A 20,984-nucleotide genomic window follows, 5' to 3' on the forward strand; every position below is an offset into this window, starting at 1 on the left:
CCATCATAGTGCCACATTCTCCCATCGATCTAAACTTTACGCAGCTTTACATTTTGGCAAGGACTTCTATTTTATAGAGTCAAGTCTAATTTCCTACCAAGATAAATGGAGACCAGATCGCAGGATGCCCGCTATAGCTGGTAATGCTCTTGATTTGGGCGCGTTGCAATGCCACCGCTTTCGTTACGCCAGGTTTGCGCAATTCACGATAAAAATCTGCCATCAAAGGGACTACATCCTCATCATTCACTGCCCAAAGCGGTGCAAGCACGCTTTTTACACCCGATCGCAGTGCCATGCCTGCCAATCCTAAGGTTGCGCGGTTATCACCCTCTGCGGTCTGACAGGCGCTTAAAACCAATAGTTCGATGGAACTAGCACTAGAACGTAATAGCGTTTCCAATTGCTCTAGGGAAATTTGGCGATCGAATGCCTGGACAAATGTTGCGTTTGGCGTAGTCCCAAACTTAGCATGGGATGCAATATGGACAACCGTAAAGCCCTCTTTGATTTTGCGCTCTAAGGTTTCAAAGGTAAAATCGCGATTTAGAAACTTCTCGCCGCCGATTAAGTTGTTAATTTCTTGAAGTTCTTGGGGCACGCTTGGCAAGGCTGTAAAGGGCGCAATCGCTTCGCTGAGTCCAAAGGAAATCAGGCGTAGCTGAGGCAAATCTGTGGATGCGCTGGAAAGATTTGTGCCTAACAGAGAAACAATGGGGTATTTTTGAATTAAGAATTGCTTGCCGTCATGTAAGGCTGCCATCGGAATGCTTCGCAAAGCCCCATCATTAATAAATACTAGTAAATCGATCTGCGATCGCGCTAAATCTGCCTCCATCGGACGGATTAGTAAATTATAAATTTCTTGAGAAGGCAAGAGGTATTCGTCAGTGGCGATATTTTCTAAGGCAAAACGGAAGGACTCGATCTTTTTGCCAAACTGCTCCTGCGATCGCTCAACCTGAAAGGTCTTGAGCCTGCCATCGGGTAAGCGTAGAACCATGTAAGTTTGGCGATCGAGAATAATGGAATAGACAAAGGCGGCTTTTTGTTGCCCAAAAATTTGCTCGACTTGACGCACGGCCTGAATTTCTAAGCATTCATCGCCAAAAAAGTTTTGTAGTTCCGATAAACGCAATAGTTCGGAAACTTGTAGGGCTTCTTCGATTTGGCGGTTGCGAGTAGGGGATTCGGGTGCTGCCAACAATAACTCCATCAACTCGCGATAGACGGGCTCAACTTCGTCGCGCACGTCAAATTGAAAGCTGCGATCGGCGGCGATAAGATCGCTGCGAATGCTCTGTAAGGATGCGATCGCTTGGCGATAAGCCACGATCGCGTCTTGATGTTTCCCTTGCGCTTTATAAATCCTGCCTGCTTGCCACTGCCAGCGATAGAGGCTATCTCCTGCATTAATTTGTTGGGCGATCCATTGGGCGCGATCGGTAAAAGTCAGTGCTTGCGCCAGCTCGCCGCGCAGTTCGTAAATTCGACCTAGCGAACCTAGGGCAAAGGATTCCGATCGCCGATCGCCAATGATTTGGGCAGTAGCGATCGCGTTCTCGAGGGTAACAATCTCTTGGGTAGAGCGGATTTTAGGATTCAATGTTGGAGAAAGAGAAGCCAGATCGATCAGGGCTTGGACTTTGTCGCGAGAAGGAGGGATTGCAGCAAGCATTGCTGCGGCTTCCTGTTGATAGCTGGCAAATTGTTCGTTTTTAGAATCTCTAAGAAGGTGGGCAAGATTGAGCAGAACTTTTACCCTAAATAGCGGATCGGGATGTTGGAGCTTTTGATTGAGGCTGCGATCGTAGGCACTGCGGGCTTCTGCTAAATCGCGATCGCGTAGTTCTTTTAGGCGTGCTACCTCTATCCGTTCTCCCTCATCTTTTGCAGATTTAATCTGGATATTGTAACGTTCTGCCCGTTTGGCTAAGGCATTACCGACATTTAGCCATCCCAAAGCTAAGGATTTGGAATTCTCTGTAAGTGCAGACGCGAGGTTCATCCCCTCCTGATAGAAGGTTAGGGCTCGATCGTAGTCACCCGCAGCAAAGTAGGCATTCCCTAGGGCTCCCTGGGTGGCGATCGCCAGTTGTTGATATTCTGGACGCTTGGCCGATTGCGCTAACAACGGTACTACCGATCGCAGTAAGTCGATTGCCTGTCGATGTTGACCGATCGCTGTATAGGTCTGTGCCCGATCGATCGTTACTTGGATGAGTTTCGTGAGATCGCTTGGGTCGTTAGAGGTTTGATAAATGGTTTGATAGATTTTAATCGCCTGCTGCCATTGCGCGATCGCCTCAGACATCTGCCCGACTTGACGATAGGCAATCCCCAAATTGCTATGAAGTGCTGCTTTGATTGGGGGACTCGTCACCTGCTCCAGCATTTGCAACCACAGGGCGATCGCCTCGCGAAACTGTCCCTTCTGATAAAAAGACTCCGCCTGTTGACTCGTACCTTCGGTTTCTGCCCATGCTCTTGTACTTGGCAGGGTTGGACAACTGAACGTAGCATTTAGCCAAGCAATCGTAAGCCCCAACCAAAATAGAGAGCTAGGATGATTCTTGGAAGGAAATTTGGCACGGTTTGGATGTCGCAAGTAGATCGTTGAGTTCAATGGGATCTTCATAGAAAACTCTGACAATAAATTAGACAATTAATTGCCACAGGACATTTGATTGCTTTAGAGTTCAATCCGAGATAAATATATTGTAGACTGGGATTGTAACCTACACAGTTTATGGTTTTTATTAGGTTTCCATCATTTTTCTGTTAAGAATTTAGTCATAAAATTTATCTTTGAGTTCAAATTCTAAAATTTTGTAGGTTCTTAGTGATTCAGTTTTATCAGTCAACAAACATCCAAAGTAACCGTCGATCGGATGTGTTTTGGGCTAAGACATCTAAAAATTATGAGGTGGGTAATGACTCCTATACTAAAAAAATTACATCTTCACGCTTCAATGGGTCTAGCTGGAGCTTTGCTGATCGGGTTGTGTGAGCCAGCGATGTTGTTCGCACATACCGAGCAGGGATATGTGCCTCCAGCGGGTCGCTCTCGTCCACAGCGCACTCAGGGAGGTGGCGCAAGAGGATGCCCCAACGCTCAGCCTGTCAGCCTACAGTTGCTAATTCCTAACGATCATACCGCTCGCACGATCGCCGCTCGTCCCACCTTTGCTTGGTATCTCTCCGCAGTCCCCTCGATGCCATTGCAATTTGCCCTGACTGAAACGGGTGCAGCCCAGCCTATTTTCGTTAAGGAGCTACCTGTTAAACAGGCGGGAATTATGCAATTTACCCTGCCTCCTGAAGCAGCAGAGCTACAAGTTGGTAAAGAATATCGCTGGACAGTGTCTTTGATTTGCAATCCCGAACGTCCTTCCCAATCGGTTTATGCCCGTGGCTGGATCGATCGCGTTACGCCTAGCACAGAACTCAAGGAATGCTTAGCGAGGGCGACATCTAACGTTCAAAAAGCTGCTGACTATGCAGGTAGTGGACTCTGGTACGATGCCCTCACTGCTTTGTTGGATACACCAGCAAGTAGTCCCGATCTCGCTAAAGGAGAAGCACTGCTCCAGTCATTGCTCCATCAAGTTGGGCTCAACGAAACCATTGCCAGCAAGTCGATGTAGCGATCGCCATTAAACAATTGAAATTCTTTAGGGCAACGCTGACACAGCAGCTAAAAAAGTGGAGCGGTCTAGCGCTCTCTGTATCGAGTGTTTCATTGATCGTCCTAGGTGTACGTTGGTTGGGGTGGTTGCAACCGAGCGAGTGGACAGCCTTTGATGTATACATGCGTTTGCGCCCAGCCGAAGCATTGGACGAGCGCATATTAATTGTTGGCGTCCAGGAGTCGGATATTCGTTATCTGGGTAAATGGCCCCTATCGGATGCGACCTTGGCGCGATTGCTACGTCAAATCCGCGCTCAAAAGCCGAAAGCGATCGGCTTAGACCTGTATAGAGATGTACCCGTTGGTTCTGGCTATAGCGAACTTGCCGAAGTTTTTAGGACGACCCCAAATCTGATTGGCATTGAAAAAAGCATCGGCGATCGCTACAGTCCTAAAATTTTACCGCCACCTGTTTTAAAGCAACAAGGACAGGTCGCTGCCAATGACGTGATTGTTGATGCCGATGGGAAACTGCGGCGCGGCTTACTTTACCCCATGCCTGATGGTGAGGAAGAACTGCCGAGTATGGGCTTGGCATTGGCTTTGGCTTATCTCAAAGATCGGGGTGTCTCGTCGAAAACATCCAAGGATGGATTTCTGCAACTCAGCAACACAGTTTTTGCACCCCTTGAAGCAAACGATGGGGGCTACGTTCGCACCGATGCGGGCGGTTATCAAATTTTGGCAAACTATCGCGGCTCGACGCTCAAATTTCGCAGCATTTCATTGGAAGATGTCTTAGAAAATCGCATTCCTGCCGATCTGATGCGCGATCGCCTCGTTCTGATTGGCGCTCAAACCCCTAGTTTAAATGACGTTTTTTATACGCCTTACAGCAGTAACTTTTCCGCCTCACCCATCCAACTTTCGGGAGTGGAGTTCCAAGCAAATCTTGCCAGTCAAATTCTTAGTGCCGTTTTGGACAACCGCCCTCTGTTCAAGACTTGGAGCGAACCAGCAGAAATGCTGTGGATTGTGGGCTGGGCATTGCTGGGTGCAGGTATGGTTTGGAGGGTGCAAACAAAGCGATCGCTCGTCATTTTCTCTTTAAAAGCGATCTTGATTTTGGCGATCGGCAGCGCGATCGCGATCGGCACCACCTACATTCTCTTTTTGAATGCTTGGTGGATACCCGTTATCCCACCCTTGCTGGCGCTGGCTGGCTCAGTATTCATGATGACTGCCTGTGTCTATGTGTCACAATTACAGGAAGCCAATGCTGCCCTAGCGCTCTCAATTCAAAATCTAGAGAAAGCCAATCTACAGTTGGCTGAGTACTCTAATTCCTTAGAGGCGAAAGTAGCGGAACGCACGAGCGAATTAGATACCGCTAGACAGCTAGCCGATGCCGCGAATCTTGCTAAAAGCGAATTTCTTGCCAATATGAGTCACGAGCTACGCACCCCCCTGAATGGTGTTTTAGGCTACGTGCAACTATTGGAATTCTCAAATAAATTAAACGATCGCGATCGTAAAAGCGTCAGGATTATCAAGGAATCTGGCAATCACCTCTTGGACTTGATTAATGACGTGCTCGATCTTGCCAAAATCGAATCCCGCAAAATGGAACTTCTACCCACAAATGTGCAGTTGCTTGCATTTTTGGATAGTGTCAAAGAGTTTTGTCTTATGCGATCGCAAGAAAAACAAATTGAGTTTATCTATCAGATCGATCCTTCCCTCCCAGAAGTTGTGAAATTAGACGAACGGCGGCTACGACAGGTGTTACTCAATCTGGTCGGTAATGCCTTTAAATTTACCGATCGCGGCTCAGTCTCCTTGAAAGTTGATGTTCTAAGTCAGATGGCATCTTCAATGAAGATCCGCTTTCAATGCCAAGATACGGGTATCGGCATGACGCTAGAACAGATGGAGAAAATTTTCCAGCCCTTTGAGCAGGTAAGCGTTCCAACCCATCGTATGGGAGGAACGGGTTTGGGCTTAACGATCAGCCAGCAAATCGTCAAGGTGATGGGCAGTGCGATCGAGGTCAAGAGTACGTTTGGTAAAGGGAGTACATTTTGGGTGGATCTAGAAATCCCTATTGTTAAAGGGACAGAAGGTTTCCTCCTTCCTCAAGAAAAAAGGATTACTGGCTATATGGGCAAAAAACAGATAATTTTAGCGATCGACGATAAATTGCATAACCGTTCCATCATCACTCAACTTTTAGAACCCATCGGCTTTGAGGTTGTCGAGGCAAATACCGGTCAAGAAGGTTTAAGCAAAGCCATAGCAAGGCAGCCCGATCTAATCTTAGTAGACCTTTGGATGCCTGAAATGGATGGGTTTGAGATGGTTGCTCAACTGCGACAGCACCCTAATTTCAAAACGCTTCCAATTATTGCTTGGTCGGCAAGTGTCTTAGAAAGCGATCGCCAAAAAAGTATCGAAGTGGGATGCAATGATTTTCTCGACAAACCTTTACAGTTCCAAAATCTAATTTCTATGCTAGAGCATCACCTAAAAATTAAATGGAATTACTAATATGGCCAATATTTAAGCAAACGCCTATTTGGTTAGAATAAATTGGGCTTCAACTCAGTTCGACATCGCTCACTCACCTCCGTTCAGCCAATTGATGCAGTGACATCTTATCCAATAAAATATTTGGCTAAATCAGAGTTTTTTCTTAAAGTGTTTTGTAAAGATCTTGTCCAAGCAAGTAGATACTTGCATCCAAGGCTATTTCATTCTAAATAACGTCTTGAGCGTGTTAAGACTAAAACCAGCATTTCGTTGAGCTTGAGCCATATTTTGAGAACCTTGAGCTAAAAACCATACAATTTCATCAGGTCAATTGCCTAAAGCCGCTTTTAGGAGTATCTAAGCGATGCCTTCACCTTTCTCTGGAATGAATGCTTATTTAGATCATCCCGATCTCTGGTCAGAGTTCCATAATCGTCTGATTGTGGCATTGACCGACGATCTAGCGTCATTACTGCGTCCCACCTATCGCGTAGCCATCGAAAAAAGAGTATACGAAGTATGGGATAACGAAACGCTTTTAGTGGGCATTCCCGATGTTTCGGTATATCGTCATCATCGCCTACGATCGCGATCCTCAGATTGGGTTGACTGACCCAGAGCACAGGTGGATAGGAAACTGGCTAATCGAAAAAGGCTTGAGAAACTCTGTGGGTGAGGCTTTGTAGCCACTGCTATGAGATCCAGACCCGCACGAGAGAATGCTATGATAGGCTTCAGCTTAAATTCCCGATATGTCTGACGTACTTGTAGCATCTCAACCGCATCAAACTCCAGAATTTGTACAGGTATTGGTGGACTGTATTGGCATTGAGGAACTGCTGACCTATCGCATTCCTGCAGAAATGACCGTGCAAATTGGCGATATTCTCAGCGTTCCCTTGGGGAATCGTCATGTGGGGGCGATCGCCTTGCACTTCCCCAATCAGCAAGAATTAGCGGAATTTACAGGTGAGACCAAAGCGATCGCGGCGATCGTCAGCACGGGCATGCTGTCCCCGAAATATTGGGAACTGCTCCTGCATACGGCGGATTATTATCGCACTGCCTTAATGCAAACGGTTAAAGTTGCCCTGCCCCCTAAACTAATGGATCAAGGCTGTTATCGCGTCAAAATTCGGCAAGAGCAGACGGAACGGGGAGAAACTGTAAATTCTCATCCGATTCCTGCTCTATCGCCTGCGGCACAGGCTGTCTGGGCTTTCCTAGAGGAACACGCGCAAAGCAAAAAAGGCATGAGTCGGCGCTACATTCAACAACAGGTGGGTCGCTCTGCCAATGCTGGACTGAGGGAACTGCAACAATTCGATCTGATCGCAACGGTGTTAGATGCCCCCCAGAGACCCCAGCCTAAATTTGTCGATGCGATTGTGCTTTTGCCAACACCTGACTCAGGGGAATCTCAACCCACAGCCAGACAGACAGAGATTCTCACAGCCCTACAAAGAGAAGGCGGCGAATCGCCTAAAGCTGAGTTTCTCAAACTAGCGAAAACCACAGTGACGGCTTTGCAGACGCTCGCGAACAAGGGCTACATCGCGATCGATCGACGGGAATATCTACGACTGGGAGGTAAAAGCCACTTTGTCACTGCCGATCGCCCCAAGCAACTTACACCAGAACAAGCGCAGGCTTTAGCAAAAATCCTAGAAGCCATTCAAACCGCTTCAGTACAGAAGACCACGCAGCAACTCTTACTGCATGGCGTGACAGGTTCTGGTAAAACGGAAGTCTATCTGCAAGCGATCGCCCCCGTCTTAGCCGCAGGAAAATCGGCACTGGTTCTCGTGCCTGAGATTGGCTTAACGCCACAGCTTACCGATCGCTTTCGAGCGCGGTTTGGCGATGCCAAAGTCAATGTCTATCACAGCCAACTCTCTGCTGGAGAACGCTTTGACACTTGGCGACAGATGCTCACAGGGGATGCTCAAGTGGTTGTGGGAACTCGTTCGGCGGTCTTTGCTCCTTTGCCCAAACTGGGACTAATCGTGATGGATGAAGAACATGATGGTAGTTTCAAACAAGATCAACCCCAACCCTGTTACCATGCCCGTACTGTTTCCCAGTGGAGATCGCAACTAGAAGGTATTCCTCTTGTTCTAGGTTCGGCGACGCCTTCTGCGGAAATGTTGTATTTGGCGAACGGGCAGAAATTACTCAGCGATGCAGATCGGGTGAAACTTCCCAAGGGTGAGTCCAATCATCATTCCAATAGCACAGCTAATTCCAATAGTACAGAATCTGCAACGGATACCATTCAATATCTCAAGCTTCCCAATCGCATTGGCAATAAACCGATGCCCCCGATCGCCGTGGTGGATATGCGAGAAGAATTGCAGGCGGGGAATTGGTCGATTTTTAGTAGGACATTACGAGATGCGATCGCGCGGATGTTGGAACAGAAAAAACAAGGGATTCTCTTCATCCATCGGCGCGGTCATAGTACGTTTGTTTCCTGTCGCAGTTGTGGCTACGTGATGAAGTGCCGTCACTGTGATGTGTCTCTTGCTTATCATAATCCGCTTCCGATGGCGACCTCTGCGCCAACAGTTTCGCATCTGCGCTGTCATTATTGCAACTATACCGAGGCAAAGCCCAATCGCTGTCCTGCCTGTAACTCTGCTTATTTTAAGCACTTTGGTAGTGGCACGCAAAAAGTAGAACAAGAAATCGCCGAACTCTTCCCTCAAATTCGGCTAATCCGCTTCGACAGCGATACGACCCGCAATAAAGATCAACATCGGTTGTTATTAGATCGATTTCGCGATGGTGAAGCCGATCTCCTGATTGGAACCCAGATGCTGACCAAGGGGCTAGATATTCCCCAAGTTACCTTTGTAGGGGCGATCTCAGCGGATGGACTGCTCAATTTTTCTGATTATCGTGCAGGAGAACGGGCTTTTCAAACCCTCATACAGGTGGCAGGACGAGCAGGACGCGGCGATGATGCGGGGGAAGTGATCGTTCAAACCTACACCCCCGAACATCCTGTCATTGAAGCTGTGAGAAACTATACTTCGGAACAATTTATGCAGGTAGAACTGTCTCAAAGGGCAGCATTAAATTATCCTCCAATCGGACAGATGGCTTTGATTCATCTCAGTAGCGCCGATGCCATTGTCGTAGAGACTGCGGCGAATCAACTAGCGGAATCTTTGAGATCGCTAGAAATGGATTGGGAATTACTCGGGCCCGCCCCCGCTTCGATTGTCAAGGTTGCCAATCGCTATCGCTGGCAGATCTTACTGAAATTCGCACCAGAACATGTATCGAGCTTACCTAGCCTAGATATTTTGCGATCGCTGGTAAATCAAAAGTCAGTCAGAGTCGCGATCGATGTCGATCCGCTGACAATTCTTTAAAAGAATTCACTTCGTTATTCTTTGGAAAGGATAGAGCAGTTGCTGCCAATAGCTGTGCGGGATATATTCATCTACGCCATAGGTTTTAGGCATTCTATCGTTTGGCATATAGAACGTGCCCAATAAGATATCGATGAGAGGAAACCCTGAAAAGTTTCTATCCCGCGCATCGGGATCGTTGTTGTGATGCCAGTGATGAAACTCAGGCGTAGCAATAATCCAGCGCAAAATTGGAAAGCGCAGGTTTGTATTTGCATGGTTGAAGATCGGTAAAAATGCTGCGAAGATCAGATAGAAGCCAAAGGTTTCCTCCGTAAAACCCAATAGGAATAAAGGGATACCGACAGCAACATTTACCGCGATCGCTTCGATTGGATGCAGTCGCGCCGAGGCTAACCAATCTAGTTTGGCACTACTATGGTGAATTGCGTGAAATCGCCACAACCAAGGAATTGTATGGGCGAGGCGATGCAGAATATAAAAGATGAATTGTGACAAGAAAAAAGCTTCGATAAACTGGAGCCCTTCTGGTTGACTGCGCACGGCAAGTTGCAATGAGGGAGCGATCGCCCCATGAAAGAGAACGTATAGGAAGACCACAACCACAAAGGTTCCAGCATTCACCAGAATATGATTGATAAAGAAATGCGCGACATCTGTGAGCCAATGCGTTCGGAACCATTTCTGCTCTTTTCTAAGCGGAAACAGTCGCTCTATCGACCCAAATATTACCCATAAGATCAGGAAAGCAACAACAGGCTTCATCATAATGGTATCGAGAGATTTTTGGTTTAGACTAGCGATCGCCGATTAAGGTTCAACACAAGGAGTACTTTTGTCATTCAATTATTCATGCACAGAACCATCTGGCATGATTGCCCCACTGATTTTGGTATGGTCGAGTTTAGCCAAACTTAGATCGGCTTTGAGTAGATTTGCACCTTGCAAGTTAGCACGACTGAGATCGGTGCGCGTGAGAATTGCGCCACGCAGATCGGTGTTTTCCAGATTGGCGCGGCTGAGATCCGCCCAGCCCAGATCGGCTCCTCGTAGGTCAGCACCGCTAAAATTGACATGGGTAAGAATAGACTCGCTCAGGTCAATACCGTGCAGTGCCACACCTTGCATATCGACATCGTGCAAATGAGTTTGCTCGAAATTACGTTCTCCTTGAGCGTAGCGATCGAGCAGTTCTTGTTTGCTTAAGGCAGCATGAGGCGGCAAAGTCATAGGGTGAAACTCTCTGAACAATTTTATAAATTTAGCGATGTTTAGCGGCAACTTTACAAAGGTAGGAATTGATAGCGATCGCACGCATGCTGAATTTCGCACCACCTACAGGCATTGACAGGTATTCAAATGCCCGAACACAATTGCCATTCTAGCTTTTGAACCTTGACAAAGCAATCCCATGCGATCGGATGCAATGATTTGTCATACTCCGATCGCATTTCTCTTTCACTCCATTCAGCAGATCTAAAACCCCATCCAGAAAAGCATTACAAGGATTCCGAAACCATATTTTACGAATTGCTAAGGTCGATCTCCTTTCATGGTTCGAGGAGTAGAATTAGGTATAAATACTACCTAGGAGGTTCTGATGGTTTCCTACAAATGCCCAGATCGAATCCGCGAAAATTACTGCAAACACCCTGGTCAATGTTCTCGTGAATGCCTAGTACAGCGTTGTTTAACAGTTCTCAATGAAAGTGAAACCAATCCTGCCTATGCGAATTGGGCGAACCAAATGCTCAAACTCATTACAAATAAGAATGCTACTACCGCCTTTCCTTAATGTTGGCGAGAAAGTTAAATAAGAGCGTGTTTGAGAAGTTCTTCCCCCCCTTAATCCCCCCTTGCAAAGGGTGGAAACTTAAACCCTCCCCCTACCCTGCGGGAAGTCGCTTCGCGGCTGGTGCAAGGGGGAACTTGAGGGGGTAAAAGTAGAAATTTATACAAGATACTAGACTTCTCAAGCTAAATGTCCCTGAAGGAGTTGATTCGCAAGATCTAAAAATCCTTAGCCCTTACTCAAGTTTAATTACTCTCTGCTTTTTGGGCTGCTTTAAGATTTGCACTAAAAAACATTGGAATGAACTTCTCAACAAACTGAACGGGATCGCGTTCCCAAGCCTTTTGGACGAGGTCTATACGGGTTTTTTGTAGTTCGGGAGAGAAAAGGGTTTGGGGTAGATGTTCCATGAGATATTGGGGACGTTGCCACAATGGAAGGGTATCGACAACCTTCATCAAGTTGTTCACCCGACGGAGTTCAGCCCCTGCCAAGACATCCATACCAGACTCAAAGGCTGCCTGTTCGATCGCTGTATATTTGCGCTTCGCATTCTCTACCTTTTCCCGATGCTGGGGACTTTTTTTAGCAATTTCGGCTAACTTAGCATTGCCCCAACGAACGTGAGTTGCTTCTTCGGGCATAATCATTTCTATGGTTTCCCTAATTTTGTCATTTTCAGGGCTTGGTAATGCTTTGAGTGCCTTGATATGCGCCGAAAAATATTCGCAACCGCGTTTTTCGGTGACATTGATCGCTGCCAAAGCATCAATCAACATATCTTCAGGATTCTCATGCACGCTCCGATCGAGCAACCGCTCAAATTCATCCACATAAGAAGTTCCTGGTGGCGTACCAATGGGCTCGTTTAGTTCGTAGAGCAGATCGGTAAGCCAATAGGCATGACGCGCTTCATCGGAGACGTGATGGGATAGTTCTTTACAGAGTTGACGAGGCTCTCCATTCAAACGTTCGACCACGTCTGTTAGATCTTTACAACTGCGCTGTTCGCTAAAGCGATAACGATTGAGCGTTACCATGTGAATTTCACGATTTAAAACAACTTGATTTAAGATGTCTTGAGCGCTGAGCTGATCTCGAAACTTACGGGGGTATGTGACTGTCATAGCAACGATTATTTTTTAATTTTAGATTTGATGTTTAAAGGTAATCGAAATTTTACATCAGATCGATGGAATTGTAAAGAAATGTAAACTAAGCTCGAGATTCCCTGTTGCTCTCTTTAAATTAATTCCCTAATGTTTGTGGTACTTTCCTTGCAACAGATAGGTTGTCATCGTGCCTTTCCCTTTTATGTCAATCCCCTCGCGAAGTTGAAACTCATATTTCCCTTTGAGATGGGCATAGGTGGTCTCAGATACTTGAATGCAATTCGGTAAACCATGAGATTCCATGCGACTGGCTGTATTCACCGTATCTCCCCAAAGATCGTAGGCAAATTTTTTGATGCCAATCACCCCTGCCACCACGGGTCCGCTACTGATTCCAATCCGAATTTGTAGGGTAGATGCGCTGTCATGATTAAAGCGATTGACTTCCTCTCGCATACCTAGAGCCATATCTGCGATCGCTTCCGCATGGTTGGCAAGGGGAAGGGGTAGCCCTGCCACTACCATATAGGCATCCCCAATCGTCTTGATTTTCTCTAGGTGTTTGCCTTCTGCCAAGCGATCGAATCTAGAAAAAATTTGATTGAGAAGTTCCACAAGTTGACTGGGCGGAATTTGCGCAGAGAGTTGGGTAAAACCAACAATATCAGCGAATAGAACGGTCACATCCGCAAAACTATCCACGATGAGGGATCGATCTTTTAAGCGTTCGGCAATTGATTGGGGCAAAATATTGAGTAGAAGCTGTTCCGATCGCTCTTTTTGAAACGTTAACTCTTGATAGGCTTTGTTAAGCTGCGATCGCGCCATAAATTCGCTCTTTTGTAGGCGCTCATAAAGGAATACAGAGAGATTCTCCATGATGCAAACCCAAATTAGCAATAAAAAGATGATGGTTGATGGAATCGCGCGATCGCCTAAGGTAATTGTGAGTACATGGGAAATGTCTTCTCCAAAAGCCCTGATAATTGCGAAATAGCCCAAAAAAGCGGCGACCTGCAAGGTTAAGTGTAACTGCCAGCAAACGGGAACTAGCGTGGCGTTCCCTAAAAAAATTAAAACCCAAGCCACGAAAGCAGGGCTGTAGATACCACCAAGACCAACAATAACTTGACTAGATAAAATCGTTGAGAGCGAAGGAACTAAGAGAAAATAGCCAATATAGCGCTTGTTGAAAAAGAATCTCAAAAAAAGAATGCAAGCAATAAAAATTGCCACATTGAGAACTTGTATGCTCAAAACCAGGGAATGACCAGAGGGACCAATATCCTCTGGCAGAATCCTCAGCGTAAGCGTCCAAACAATAAAACTGAGGTTGCAAATAAAGCCGACCCAAGCCAGCAAATAAAGCCGCGATCGCATAAATTGCGATCGCCATTCATAGTAATCAGGAGTAGAGCTAGGACAGGGAGTTGGCAGAGACAAAAATCGGAAAACCGAATTGAATACATTCTGACTCCGAGGCGAAGTTTTGTCTGACGCTTTCACAGCCATGTTCAAAAATCCCCCTAAGTATTTGTCATGCCCTAATAAAATCGCAGTACTGACCTAAGAGAATTTTAATACTGTTTTGGGATATCTAAACTTTTACGATTCGTCCCCCTTGCAGTTTATATTTCACAATTTTTGTACCTGTTTGTTCTCGATTTAGTATGGTCACAGCAATCTCACCAGATTTTAGAAGCGCAATTTTCTTGACCTTGATCCGATCTTCTAAATAGATGGTGTCTATATTGACTGGACTACCCTGCTGATTTATGACGACAGCTAAAAATTTATAGTTATTCGGAGCCCCAGGGCTGACACTCAAAACGACTACAGCATCTTTCGCTCCATCTTGGTTTAGGTCTACGATCGCAGTATAGGTCTCAAGCTTGATCGATGTTTTTTGAGATGCCCCTGTTTTGTAGACATATTGACCGTTGACCAGTCTAAATTGACCGTAGTCAGGCACTTGATATTCAACATTGAGGAGCGCTTCTTTTGTTAAGGAGGAAGCGTTAACGACTCTTGTCGTTTGAGCGATCGCACCTTGTTTTAAAACAGCTTCACCCAACATAGCCGCAAAAGTTGTTGGCATAACCGAACTCGAAGCACCGAATACTAGCCCTGCGATCGCCATTTTTTGCCAAAGTTTCATCAATGCAACCCTCACATTTTTTTATAATTGAGATCTAAATTTGTCACCTTATATCCTGCATTGTGCATCGTTAATCTACGCAGCCAGATTTGCGAAACCCCAAGCCTCACAGTCACTTGTCTGTCAGCCCTAAACAGACCAACCGCATCCAAGGTTTGTTCCATTCTGATGGCATAGCAATTTCCCTAGATTATGTTTTACCTTGAGGAGTCTATATAAATGGGGGGAACAGCTCATCCTCAATGCATATGTCTTTATGATGGGCAAAATAGCAGGCGAGACATATCCTTGGCTAGATTCTCATTGTACGAATTATTGTTACAGTTCTTTACATAGAGTTAAGAACGGGAAAAAACAAATGCAAAGCGGATTTACCATCAACGACCAAGGTCTACTCAACAACTACGCGATCGAACCTCAAATGTATGTTGACGATGCCGATCGTACTGGCTTTACGCCCTTTGCCGAGAAACTGAACGGTCGCCTCGCCATGATTGGATTTGTCTCTTTACTTGCGATCGAAGTTTTAACCAGACATGGTTTGATCTGGTGGCTCAATAACCTATAAATTCCTACAGAGATTTTTCCTCCAAATAGTCAAGCAAAGATAATAACGGTTCTCTCCCTACCTCAACAGTAGGGTTTTTTTCTTGAGTCAATCAATCCCAAATTCTACAGATGCCAATATCTGATTCCATTTAAAAAGTTACAAGAGATTAAAAAATTCGCGATCGATTTCATAGCCGAGGCTTTGCGTCATTTGTTGTAGCTTTGCCGTGTTAAAAATTTCGCGCTGTTTGAGCCAGAGCGAAATACTAAACACCTTGTGCATCACAAAAAGCTCCAATGCCTCTGGGTTGAAAACAATGCCATCGGTACTGCTAAATTGATGCGGTACGAGCATGGCAGCGTAGCGGGTGAGTTCGCCACTACGCCAGTCAAGGATATAGGGCAACCAAGGGTACATAGCATCAAGACGCACGAACCAGAGACGAACTTCAGGAATTTCTGAAAGTTCGCGTGGATCGCCTAGCTCTCGCGGATACAGAATCTCAAATCGCAACTGGGGTTCTGAAATCGCAGGATCGTCAGAATTACTCGCCAACTGTTCGAGAACTTTATCTATGACGAGCTTTGCTGGAGTGATATCGATCGCTTCAATACAAGCCAAGTTGAGATTAATCGTCGTCATAGCATGGAATCCTTATTTTGTCCCTTATTTTGCCTTAGTGAGATTCTCACGCGGATCGAAAGATTGAACTTTTAGCAGTTGTTCGTATAGTTCGCGCTCGCGGTTGGAAGGATTTTTGGGAACCACAATTTGCACCTCCACATACTGATCGCCAAAGCCCCGACCATCTTTGGGGAACCCTTTACCCGTAAGTCTCAGTTGCTGACCTGACTTAACCCCAGGGGGAATCGTGAGCTTCACCGCTCCGCTCAGGGTTGGCACTTCTACTTGGATACCAAGCACAGATTCGCTCGGTGAGATGGGAAGTTGGCAGCGCACATCCGAACCTTCAAGGGTAAAGAAGGGATGTGTTTTAAGGCTGATTTTGAGATATAGGTCTCCCCCCGAAGGACCCTGTCCTTTAAGGCGAATCCTTTGTCCTGACAGAACGCCTGCGGGCATATTGACCTCAAGCGATCGCCCATCCTCTAGCCGAATGCGTTCGCGCCCACCCACATAGGCACGCTCTAATGGAAGTTCTAACAAAGCTTCAGAGTCGCGCCGCGCCGCAGGACGTGGAGGAGCCTGTGTATTGGTGCGATAGCCATAGTTTGGATCGGAGGGACGACCTTCTGTCGTGCGAAATTTGCCTAAAAGCTGATCGACAAATTCTTGGAAGTCGCTAAATTGGCTAAAGTCAACATCACCCGAAGCATAGTTGCGCTCGAAGTCGGGGTTATAGGTTTCTTGGCGGGGCGCACTCGAAGCACCTCGATTACCACCTTGAAACCCACCCTGTTTCCAAAATTGCCCAAATTGATCGTACTGCTGTCGTCGAGACGGATCGGATAAGACCTCATAGGCCTCACCAATATCTTTAAAGCGTTCTTCCGCAGACTTATCGCCCGGGTTAAGGTCAGGGTGATACTTACGAGCTAACTTACGATATGCCCTCTTGATCTCATCGACGGAGGCTGTCTTAGGTATACCTAAAATTTCGTAGTAGTTGCGAAAGTTTTGCATAATCACTGAATCACGGCGGTGGAGTTGTTAAACCCTTGAGATATCCTAGCTTACATCGCTTCAGATTTTTTTAATCTTGGCTTGCAAGAATTTGCTAGCACCAGAAGTAAGTCTCATAAAAGTTACGTCCAACTAGCAAACCACATTAGCATGCGAAAATGTGCTGATGAGATCGGTAAACCGATATAAATTGGCAACCAAAACACGAATGAGGCTGTAATTCCGATCGCCGCAGTCATCCCAACCGCTCTAAAAAAATCATGCTGTTGCTGCCAACACCACTCAACCGCCAGCGAGATCGCCATAAAGGCAAACACAGAAGCAGGCATGTAGTGGTACAAAAATGTACAACGACGGCTGAGACTCCAAGGCAACCAGTTGCCCAAAAAACTGACGACAATGTAAAACGCCATCCAAGGAAAATTTGCGATTCTGCATTGAGAAAATTGCTGCGATATTTGCTGAGAAAGTTCTTGAGAAAGCTGGCAAACTAATTTGTTTTTCTGTCTTGTTAAAACTTGCAAAAAATTTTGTAGACAAGCTTGCAGGGTTGGACTAATTGCTATTACTAAAGTCAAACTGCCCAAAATTAGCGCGATCGCGCTAAACCAATATAAAAAAGGGTTGCCCAAGCCATGTACAAACTCAACGATCTCACCATTGGCTTTGGTCTCGTAAAAGTAAGCCACTGGGCGGATCAGCCAAATCCAAGTCCACCATGCCGAGCAATAGGGATGAATCGGTTCTTTTGCGCCCACGCCTAAATTTTGATGAAAACCAAAAATCTGTCGATGTTGCTCGAGCAGATCCATGCTTGGGTTGAGTTGTAAATGGGGTTGCCACTGCAACCAGTAAAAACCAAGCGGCAAAAGCACCAATCCCAAACCGACTTGTAACCAACTGAGGGACTGCTTGTACTTTAAACGAACGATCAGTGCGATCGCTGCTAACCCCACCCCATAGCCCAAGCCCGTCCATTTCACGCTGACAGCGGCTCCAAACATGACACCTGTAGCCAATACCCATGCCCATCGCTGTCTAGAGCGTTTGAGCGCTAATACCATGCATACCTGACTCAGCATGCCAAATAACAGGATGTAGATATTGATCAAGCCATAGCGAGATTCCACCAATAGCAGACCATCTACAGCCGTAAACCAACCTGATAACCATGCCCACACAGGGCGATTGCTCAACTGAGCGACCAAGGTATAGGTAATCAGGGGAACCAAGGCTCCTGCTAGCGCAGACATACAGCGAAACCCAAAGGGATTGTAGCCAAATAGCTGAATCCCTAAAGCAATCATGTATTTGCCTAAAGGCGGATGAGCATCAAAAAATGGCTCACCATTGAGGTAGTCAAGCCCAAACTTGGGATAATAAACCTCATCAAATACGGGCTTTTCTAGATAATCTAACTGCCAAAATCTCGTGGCAAAGGCAACCAAAGCGATCGCTGCTATCCCCAACCATGGATGCTCGAAAAAATAGACAAATAAGTTACGGGGAGAACTAAGCTTCATGGCTCTCCATCTCCCCTAGTTTGCTTGAATGCTTGATAACATCAAATTTACTTAAAATTTACTTAGCTAATTTATTTAGCTGCCTTTACTTGCGCTAAATAGGACTCTAGGTCTGCCATTTCAGCCACACCCGAAAACAGGAATCCGTTAAAGATAAAGGTAGGCGTACCTCGAATTCCAAGGCTTTGTCCTAGCTCCATGTCTTTTTGAATCGCAGTTTTAGCGGCTTCACTATTACGATCTTGATTGAATTTAGCGACATCTAGCTTTAAATTTTGAGCGAGGGCTGGGTAAAACGACTCATCTAACTTGTCTTGCTGCTCAAATAAGCCGTCATGGTATTCCCAAAATTTACCTTGTTGACCAGCCGCCCATGATGCCAGCGCTGCGGGTAACGCTTGAGGGTGAATCTGAACCAGAGGGAAATGCTTGTAAACCAAAGTCACTTCGTCTTTGTGCTTTGCGATAAACTCTTTGGTGACGGCTTGAGCTTTAGAGCAAAATGGACATTGAAAATCAGAAAATTCAGCGAGTACAATTTTTTGAGAGACTGCACCCATTACAGGCGAGTTACGAATAATCAGACGTGGTTCTTGCTTGATCTGTTGCAAAACTTGATCGCGAAGCTTTGTCTGCTGCTGCCTTTGCGCTTGGTCGTAGGCTTGGATTGAGTCTAAGATCGCTTTGGGATTTTTGCGGATCACCTCTAACACTTTCGTCTCAAATTCTGTGTCGGTCAGTTGTCCGCTGCCAGATTGCCCCGCAGAAGCACAAGCTGTTGCAGAAAATACTAGCAACAACAATGTGGCAAAGAGAGAGACCCAAAACCTTATGGTAGAACGCATGATGAAACGCCTTAGTGAAATTCGCAAAAACTAGTCCCAGTCTATACCATAAGTTAGCATCGTTTGCCACAGCCAAAGAGACAATCAAAATAATGAAGTCTATAGCGCACCTTAATTGTTGGTGAACGCAGTACGGGCATCTAGCCTGTGCAGGCTAGATGCCTGCGCTACAAATTTACAACTCATTTTAGGATTGCCCTATGCATATCGGAATCGAATATAGGCGCGATCGCGTACAAGGAGAACGCCTCTGAAATTTCCTAAAGCAGCATATGTTTGCGCGTTTTAGAGCTAGATTCTTTCAGCGATCGAGTCAATTCTCTCAATCGGAAAAATTATTTTTATGTTAAGAGAGTCATGATTTCAACATATATAAATTAAATTTAAAACTTACCTTTTATTCGCATTGTGCTGATTTAACTTGAAACCTATGAGTTTAAATCTGTTAGATCTGGACGATTCCCCACCAGAAATTCAAACTTTGGTAATTGCGGGAAATTATTGGGAATATTTACAATGGAGGCGAGGATTTGTTGATATCAAGACTTGTAAATATATTGAAAGTCTTGAAGATATCGAAGGATTAAATGGTTTTTTTGTAGATCTGGTGTGTTATGGCACGTATCAGCTCAATCCAGTTTACTGTTCCCGTCAAATGCAAAAGCTGATTGCTGAAAGTCAGTCTCCATTTAGAGCCTATGTCAATATCTTCACAAAAAACAAAAGAATACAGGAATTGACATCGCAGGTACAAGAGATCGTTTTTCCCTTCAAATTTATATACCCATGATGTAGGTTTTGTGGTGACTTACCTAGCTCCTGTCGCTCTATTCCGATTTCTCTTGAATGCTAACTTCAGTTAATTTCGCACTTTTCTCATTCATAGAAAAGCGTTAGACTGACTTGGGAAAAAACGGCTTTTACTCCCCTCAGTTGAACGATATATCGAAATCATGTCACTTTCAACCAAAACAAATATTCTGCATCTAAAGCCCGTTAATACCTGCGATTCGACATGGGCAGATCGCAGAATCCAGAAATTAGGCGATCGCAATCTTTCATGTAATTTTGACAAAAACAACGCATCTAGGGCTTAAAATTCAAAAGTTATACTAAATTCGCTACAACAAGATCTAAATCACCGATCGGCGATCGCTACCCACTGAATAACTGAATAACTAACTCACTAGTATGGAATGGCACATCACGGACGCACAGAGCCTTGCAATTATCGATCGAGAGGTTGGGGAGCATACCCTATCACCATCTGAATACGAAATCGTGCGCCAAATTATTTATGCCACTGCCGACTTTGAATATCAAGACTTAGTGAAGTTTTCAGAACATGCCCTGCAAGCGGGTGCTGCTGCATTGGCTGCCCGCACGACGATCGTGGTTGATGTATCAACCGTTCAGGCGGGAATTGCCAAAAAGGTTCGCTCTACATTTGCCAATCCTATTTATTGCGGTACAGAAGCATTTACACGTCCGCAAAAAGATAAATCGCAAGCTGTTTGGGGAATTGAAACCCTAGCCAAGCGATACCCCGAGGCAATCTTTGTGATTGGGGAGTCGCAAGCCGCTTTGGCATCTCTGGTAAATTTGATCGAACTGGAAGAAGTCAAGCCTGCTTTGGTAATCGGTGCCCCATCAGGCTTTATTGAAGTCCATGAGATTAAAGATCGCCTCAACGATACTCTCGTGCCGCATATTCGAGTCAACGGTCGCAAAGGAAATGCGATCGTGGCTGCCACCATTCTCAATGCTCTGACTGAGCTAGCTTGGCAGGCTTACGGGCAAAATGGCGAGGCTTAGAAAAT

17 protein-coding genes are annotated in these 20,984 nt (G+C 45.7%); 7 read left to right on the plus strand and 10 right to left on the minus strand.

The window, feature by feature from the left end; genetic code table 11:
• Window positions 1-85: 85 nt before the first annotated feature.
• Entirely contained in the window at window positions 86-2,638 is a 2,553-nt protein-coding gene (locus ACP2WE_RS19230) for a CHAT domain-containing protein (RefSeq protein ID WP_425217160.1), read from the minus strand.
• Between the two features lie 295 nt (window positions 2,639-2,933).
• On the opposite strand from ACP2WE_RS19230, the gene ACP2WE_RS19235 reads away from it, so the two are divergent.
• From ACP2WE_RS19235 to priA, 4 genes are all read left to right on the plus strand, one after another.
• Window positions 2,934-3,647: a DUF928 domain-containing protein gene (locus tag ACP2WE_RS19235; RefSeq protein WP_425217161.1), complete on the plus strand. Its 714-nt coding sequence runs from the start codon at window positions 2,934-2,936 to the stop codon at window positions 3,645-3,647.
• A gap of 17 nt (window positions 3,648-3,664) precedes the next feature.
• A complete protein-coding gene (locus ACP2WE_RS19240) occupies window positions 3,665-6,178 on the plus strand; it encodes a CHASE2 domain-containing protein (protein WP_425217162.1) in 2,514 nt (837 codons plus the stop codon).
• 346 nt (window positions 6,179-6,524) lie between these two features.
• The gene (locus ACP2WE_RS19245) at window positions 6,525-6,773 is read left to right on the plus strand and encodes a DUF4058 family protein (RefSeq protein ID WP_425217163.1); all 249 of its coding nucleotides are present in this window, start codon (window positions 6,525-6,527) and stop codon (window positions 6,771-6,773) included.
• A gap of 139 nt (window positions 6,774-6,912) precedes the next feature.
• Window positions 6,913-9,540 (plus strand): primosomal protein N', encoded by a 2,628-nt coding sequence (gene priA / locus ACP2WE_RS19250; protein WP_425217164.1) that lies wholly within the window; start codon window positions 6,913-6,915, stop codon window positions 9,538-9,540.
• 6 nt (window positions 9,541-9,546) lie between these two features.
• Here the strand turns inward: priA and ACP2WE_RS19255 are convergent, their stop codons facing one another.
• The 5 genes from ACP2WE_RS19255 to ACP2WE_RS19275 all read right to left on the minus strand — a co-directional run bounded on the left by ACP2WE_RS19255 (window position 9,547) and on the right by ACP2WE_RS19275 (window position 14,602).
• The gene (locus ACP2WE_RS19255) at window positions 9,547-10,308 is read right to left on the minus strand and encodes a sterol desaturase family protein (protein ID WP_425217165.1); all 762 of its coding nucleotides are present in this window, start codon (window positions 10,306-10,308) and stop codon (window positions 9,547-9,549) included.
• Between the two features lie 78 nt (window positions 10,309-10,386).
• Window positions 10,387-10,770 carry a pentapeptide repeat-containing protein gene (locus tag ACP2WE_RS19260; protein WP_425217166.1) on the minus strand — a complete coding sequence of 128 codons (384 nt, stop codon included), beginning with the start codon at window positions 10,768-10,770 and terminating at the stop codon, window positions 10,387-10,389.
• Window positions 10,771-11,577: 807 nt separating this feature from the next.
• On the minus strand, window positions 11,578-12,459 hold the full coding sequence (locus ACP2WE_RS19265) for a ferritin-like domain-containing protein (protein WP_425217167.1): 882 nt from the start codon (window positions 12,457-12,459) through the stop codon (window positions 11,578-11,580).
• 129 nt (window positions 12,460-12,588) lie between these two features.
• The gene (locus ACP2WE_RS19270; RefSeq protein ID WP_425217168.1) at window positions 12,589-13,956 is read right to left on the minus strand and encodes an adenylate/guanylate cyclase domain-containing protein; all 1,368 of its coding nucleotides are present in this window, start codon (window positions 13,954-13,956) and stop codon (window positions 12,589-12,591) included.
• An 85-nt stretch (window positions 13,957-14,041) separates the two neighbouring features.
• Window positions 14,042-14,602 (minus strand): hypothetical protein, encoded by a 561-nt coding sequence (locus tag ACP2WE_RS19275; RefSeq protein WP_425217169.1) that lies wholly within the window; start codon window positions 14,600-14,602, stop codon window positions 14,042-14,044.
• A 358-nt stretch (window positions 14,603-14,960) separates the two neighbouring features.
• On the opposite strand from ACP2WE_RS19275, the gene ACP2WE_RS19280 reads away from it, so the two are divergent.
• Complete coding sequence (locus tag ACP2WE_RS19280; protein ID WP_425217170.1) at window positions 14,961-15,170, plus strand: CAB/ELIP/HLIP family chlorophyll-binding protein; 210 nt, start codon at window positions 14,961-14,963, stop codon at window positions 15,168-15,170.
• 138 nt (window positions 15,171-15,308) lie between these two features.
• On the opposite strand, the gene ACP2WE_RS19285 is transcribed toward ACP2WE_RS19280, so the two are convergent.
• From ACP2WE_RS19285 to ACP2WE_RS19300, 4 genes are all read right to left on the minus strand, one after another.
• Window positions 15,309-15,794: a CRR6 family NdhI maturation factor gene (locus ACP2WE_RS19285; RefSeq protein ID WP_425217171.1), complete on the minus strand. Its 486-nt coding sequence runs from the start codon at window positions 15,792-15,794 to the stop codon at window positions 15,309-15,311.
• A 24-nt stretch (window positions 15,795-15,818) separates the two neighbouring features.
• Window positions 15,819-16,796, minus strand: coding sequence for a DnaJ C-terminal domain-containing protein (locus ACP2WE_RS19290; protein WP_425217172.1), 978 nt, complete (start codon window positions 16,794-16,796; stop codon window positions 15,819-15,821).
• A 122-nt stretch (window positions 16,797-16,918) separates the two neighbouring features.
• A complete protein-coding gene (locus ACP2WE_RS19295; protein ID WP_425217173.1) occupies window positions 16,919-18,319 on the minus strand; it encodes a phospholipid carrier-dependent glycosyltransferase in 1,401 nt (466 codons plus the stop codon).
• 71 nt (window positions 18,320-18,390) lie between these two features.
• Entirely contained in the window at window positions 18,391-19,164 is a 774-nt protein-coding gene (locus ACP2WE_RS19300) for a DsbA family protein (RefSeq protein WP_425217174.1), read from the minus strand.
• A gap of 430 nt (window positions 19,165-19,594) precedes the next feature.
• On the opposite strand from ACP2WE_RS19300, the gene ACP2WE_RS19305 reads away from it, so the two are divergent.
• Together ACP2WE_RS19305 and ACP2WE_RS19310 are read left to right on the plus strand one after the other, a co-directional pair.
• Window positions 19,595-19,954, plus strand: a complete 360-nt coding sequence (locus ACP2WE_RS19305; protein ID WP_425217175.1) for a hypothetical protein — start codon at window positions 19,595-19,597, stop codon at window positions 19,952-19,954.
• Window positions 19,955-20,355: 401 nt separating this feature from the next.
• On the plus strand, window positions 20,356-20,979 hold the full coding sequence (locus ACP2WE_RS19310) for a precorrin-8X methylmutase (RefSeq protein ID WP_425217176.1): 624 nt from the start codon (window positions 20,356-20,358) through the stop codon (window positions 20,977-20,979).
• The last annotated feature ends 5 nt before the right edge of the window (window positions 20,980-20,984 follow it).

Source organism: Tumidithrix helvetica PCC 7403 (assembly GCF_965232925.1).
Lineage (GTDB): Bacteria > Cyanobacteriota > Cyanobacteriia > Pseudanabaenales > Pseudanabaenaceae > Tumidithrix > Tumidithrix helvetica.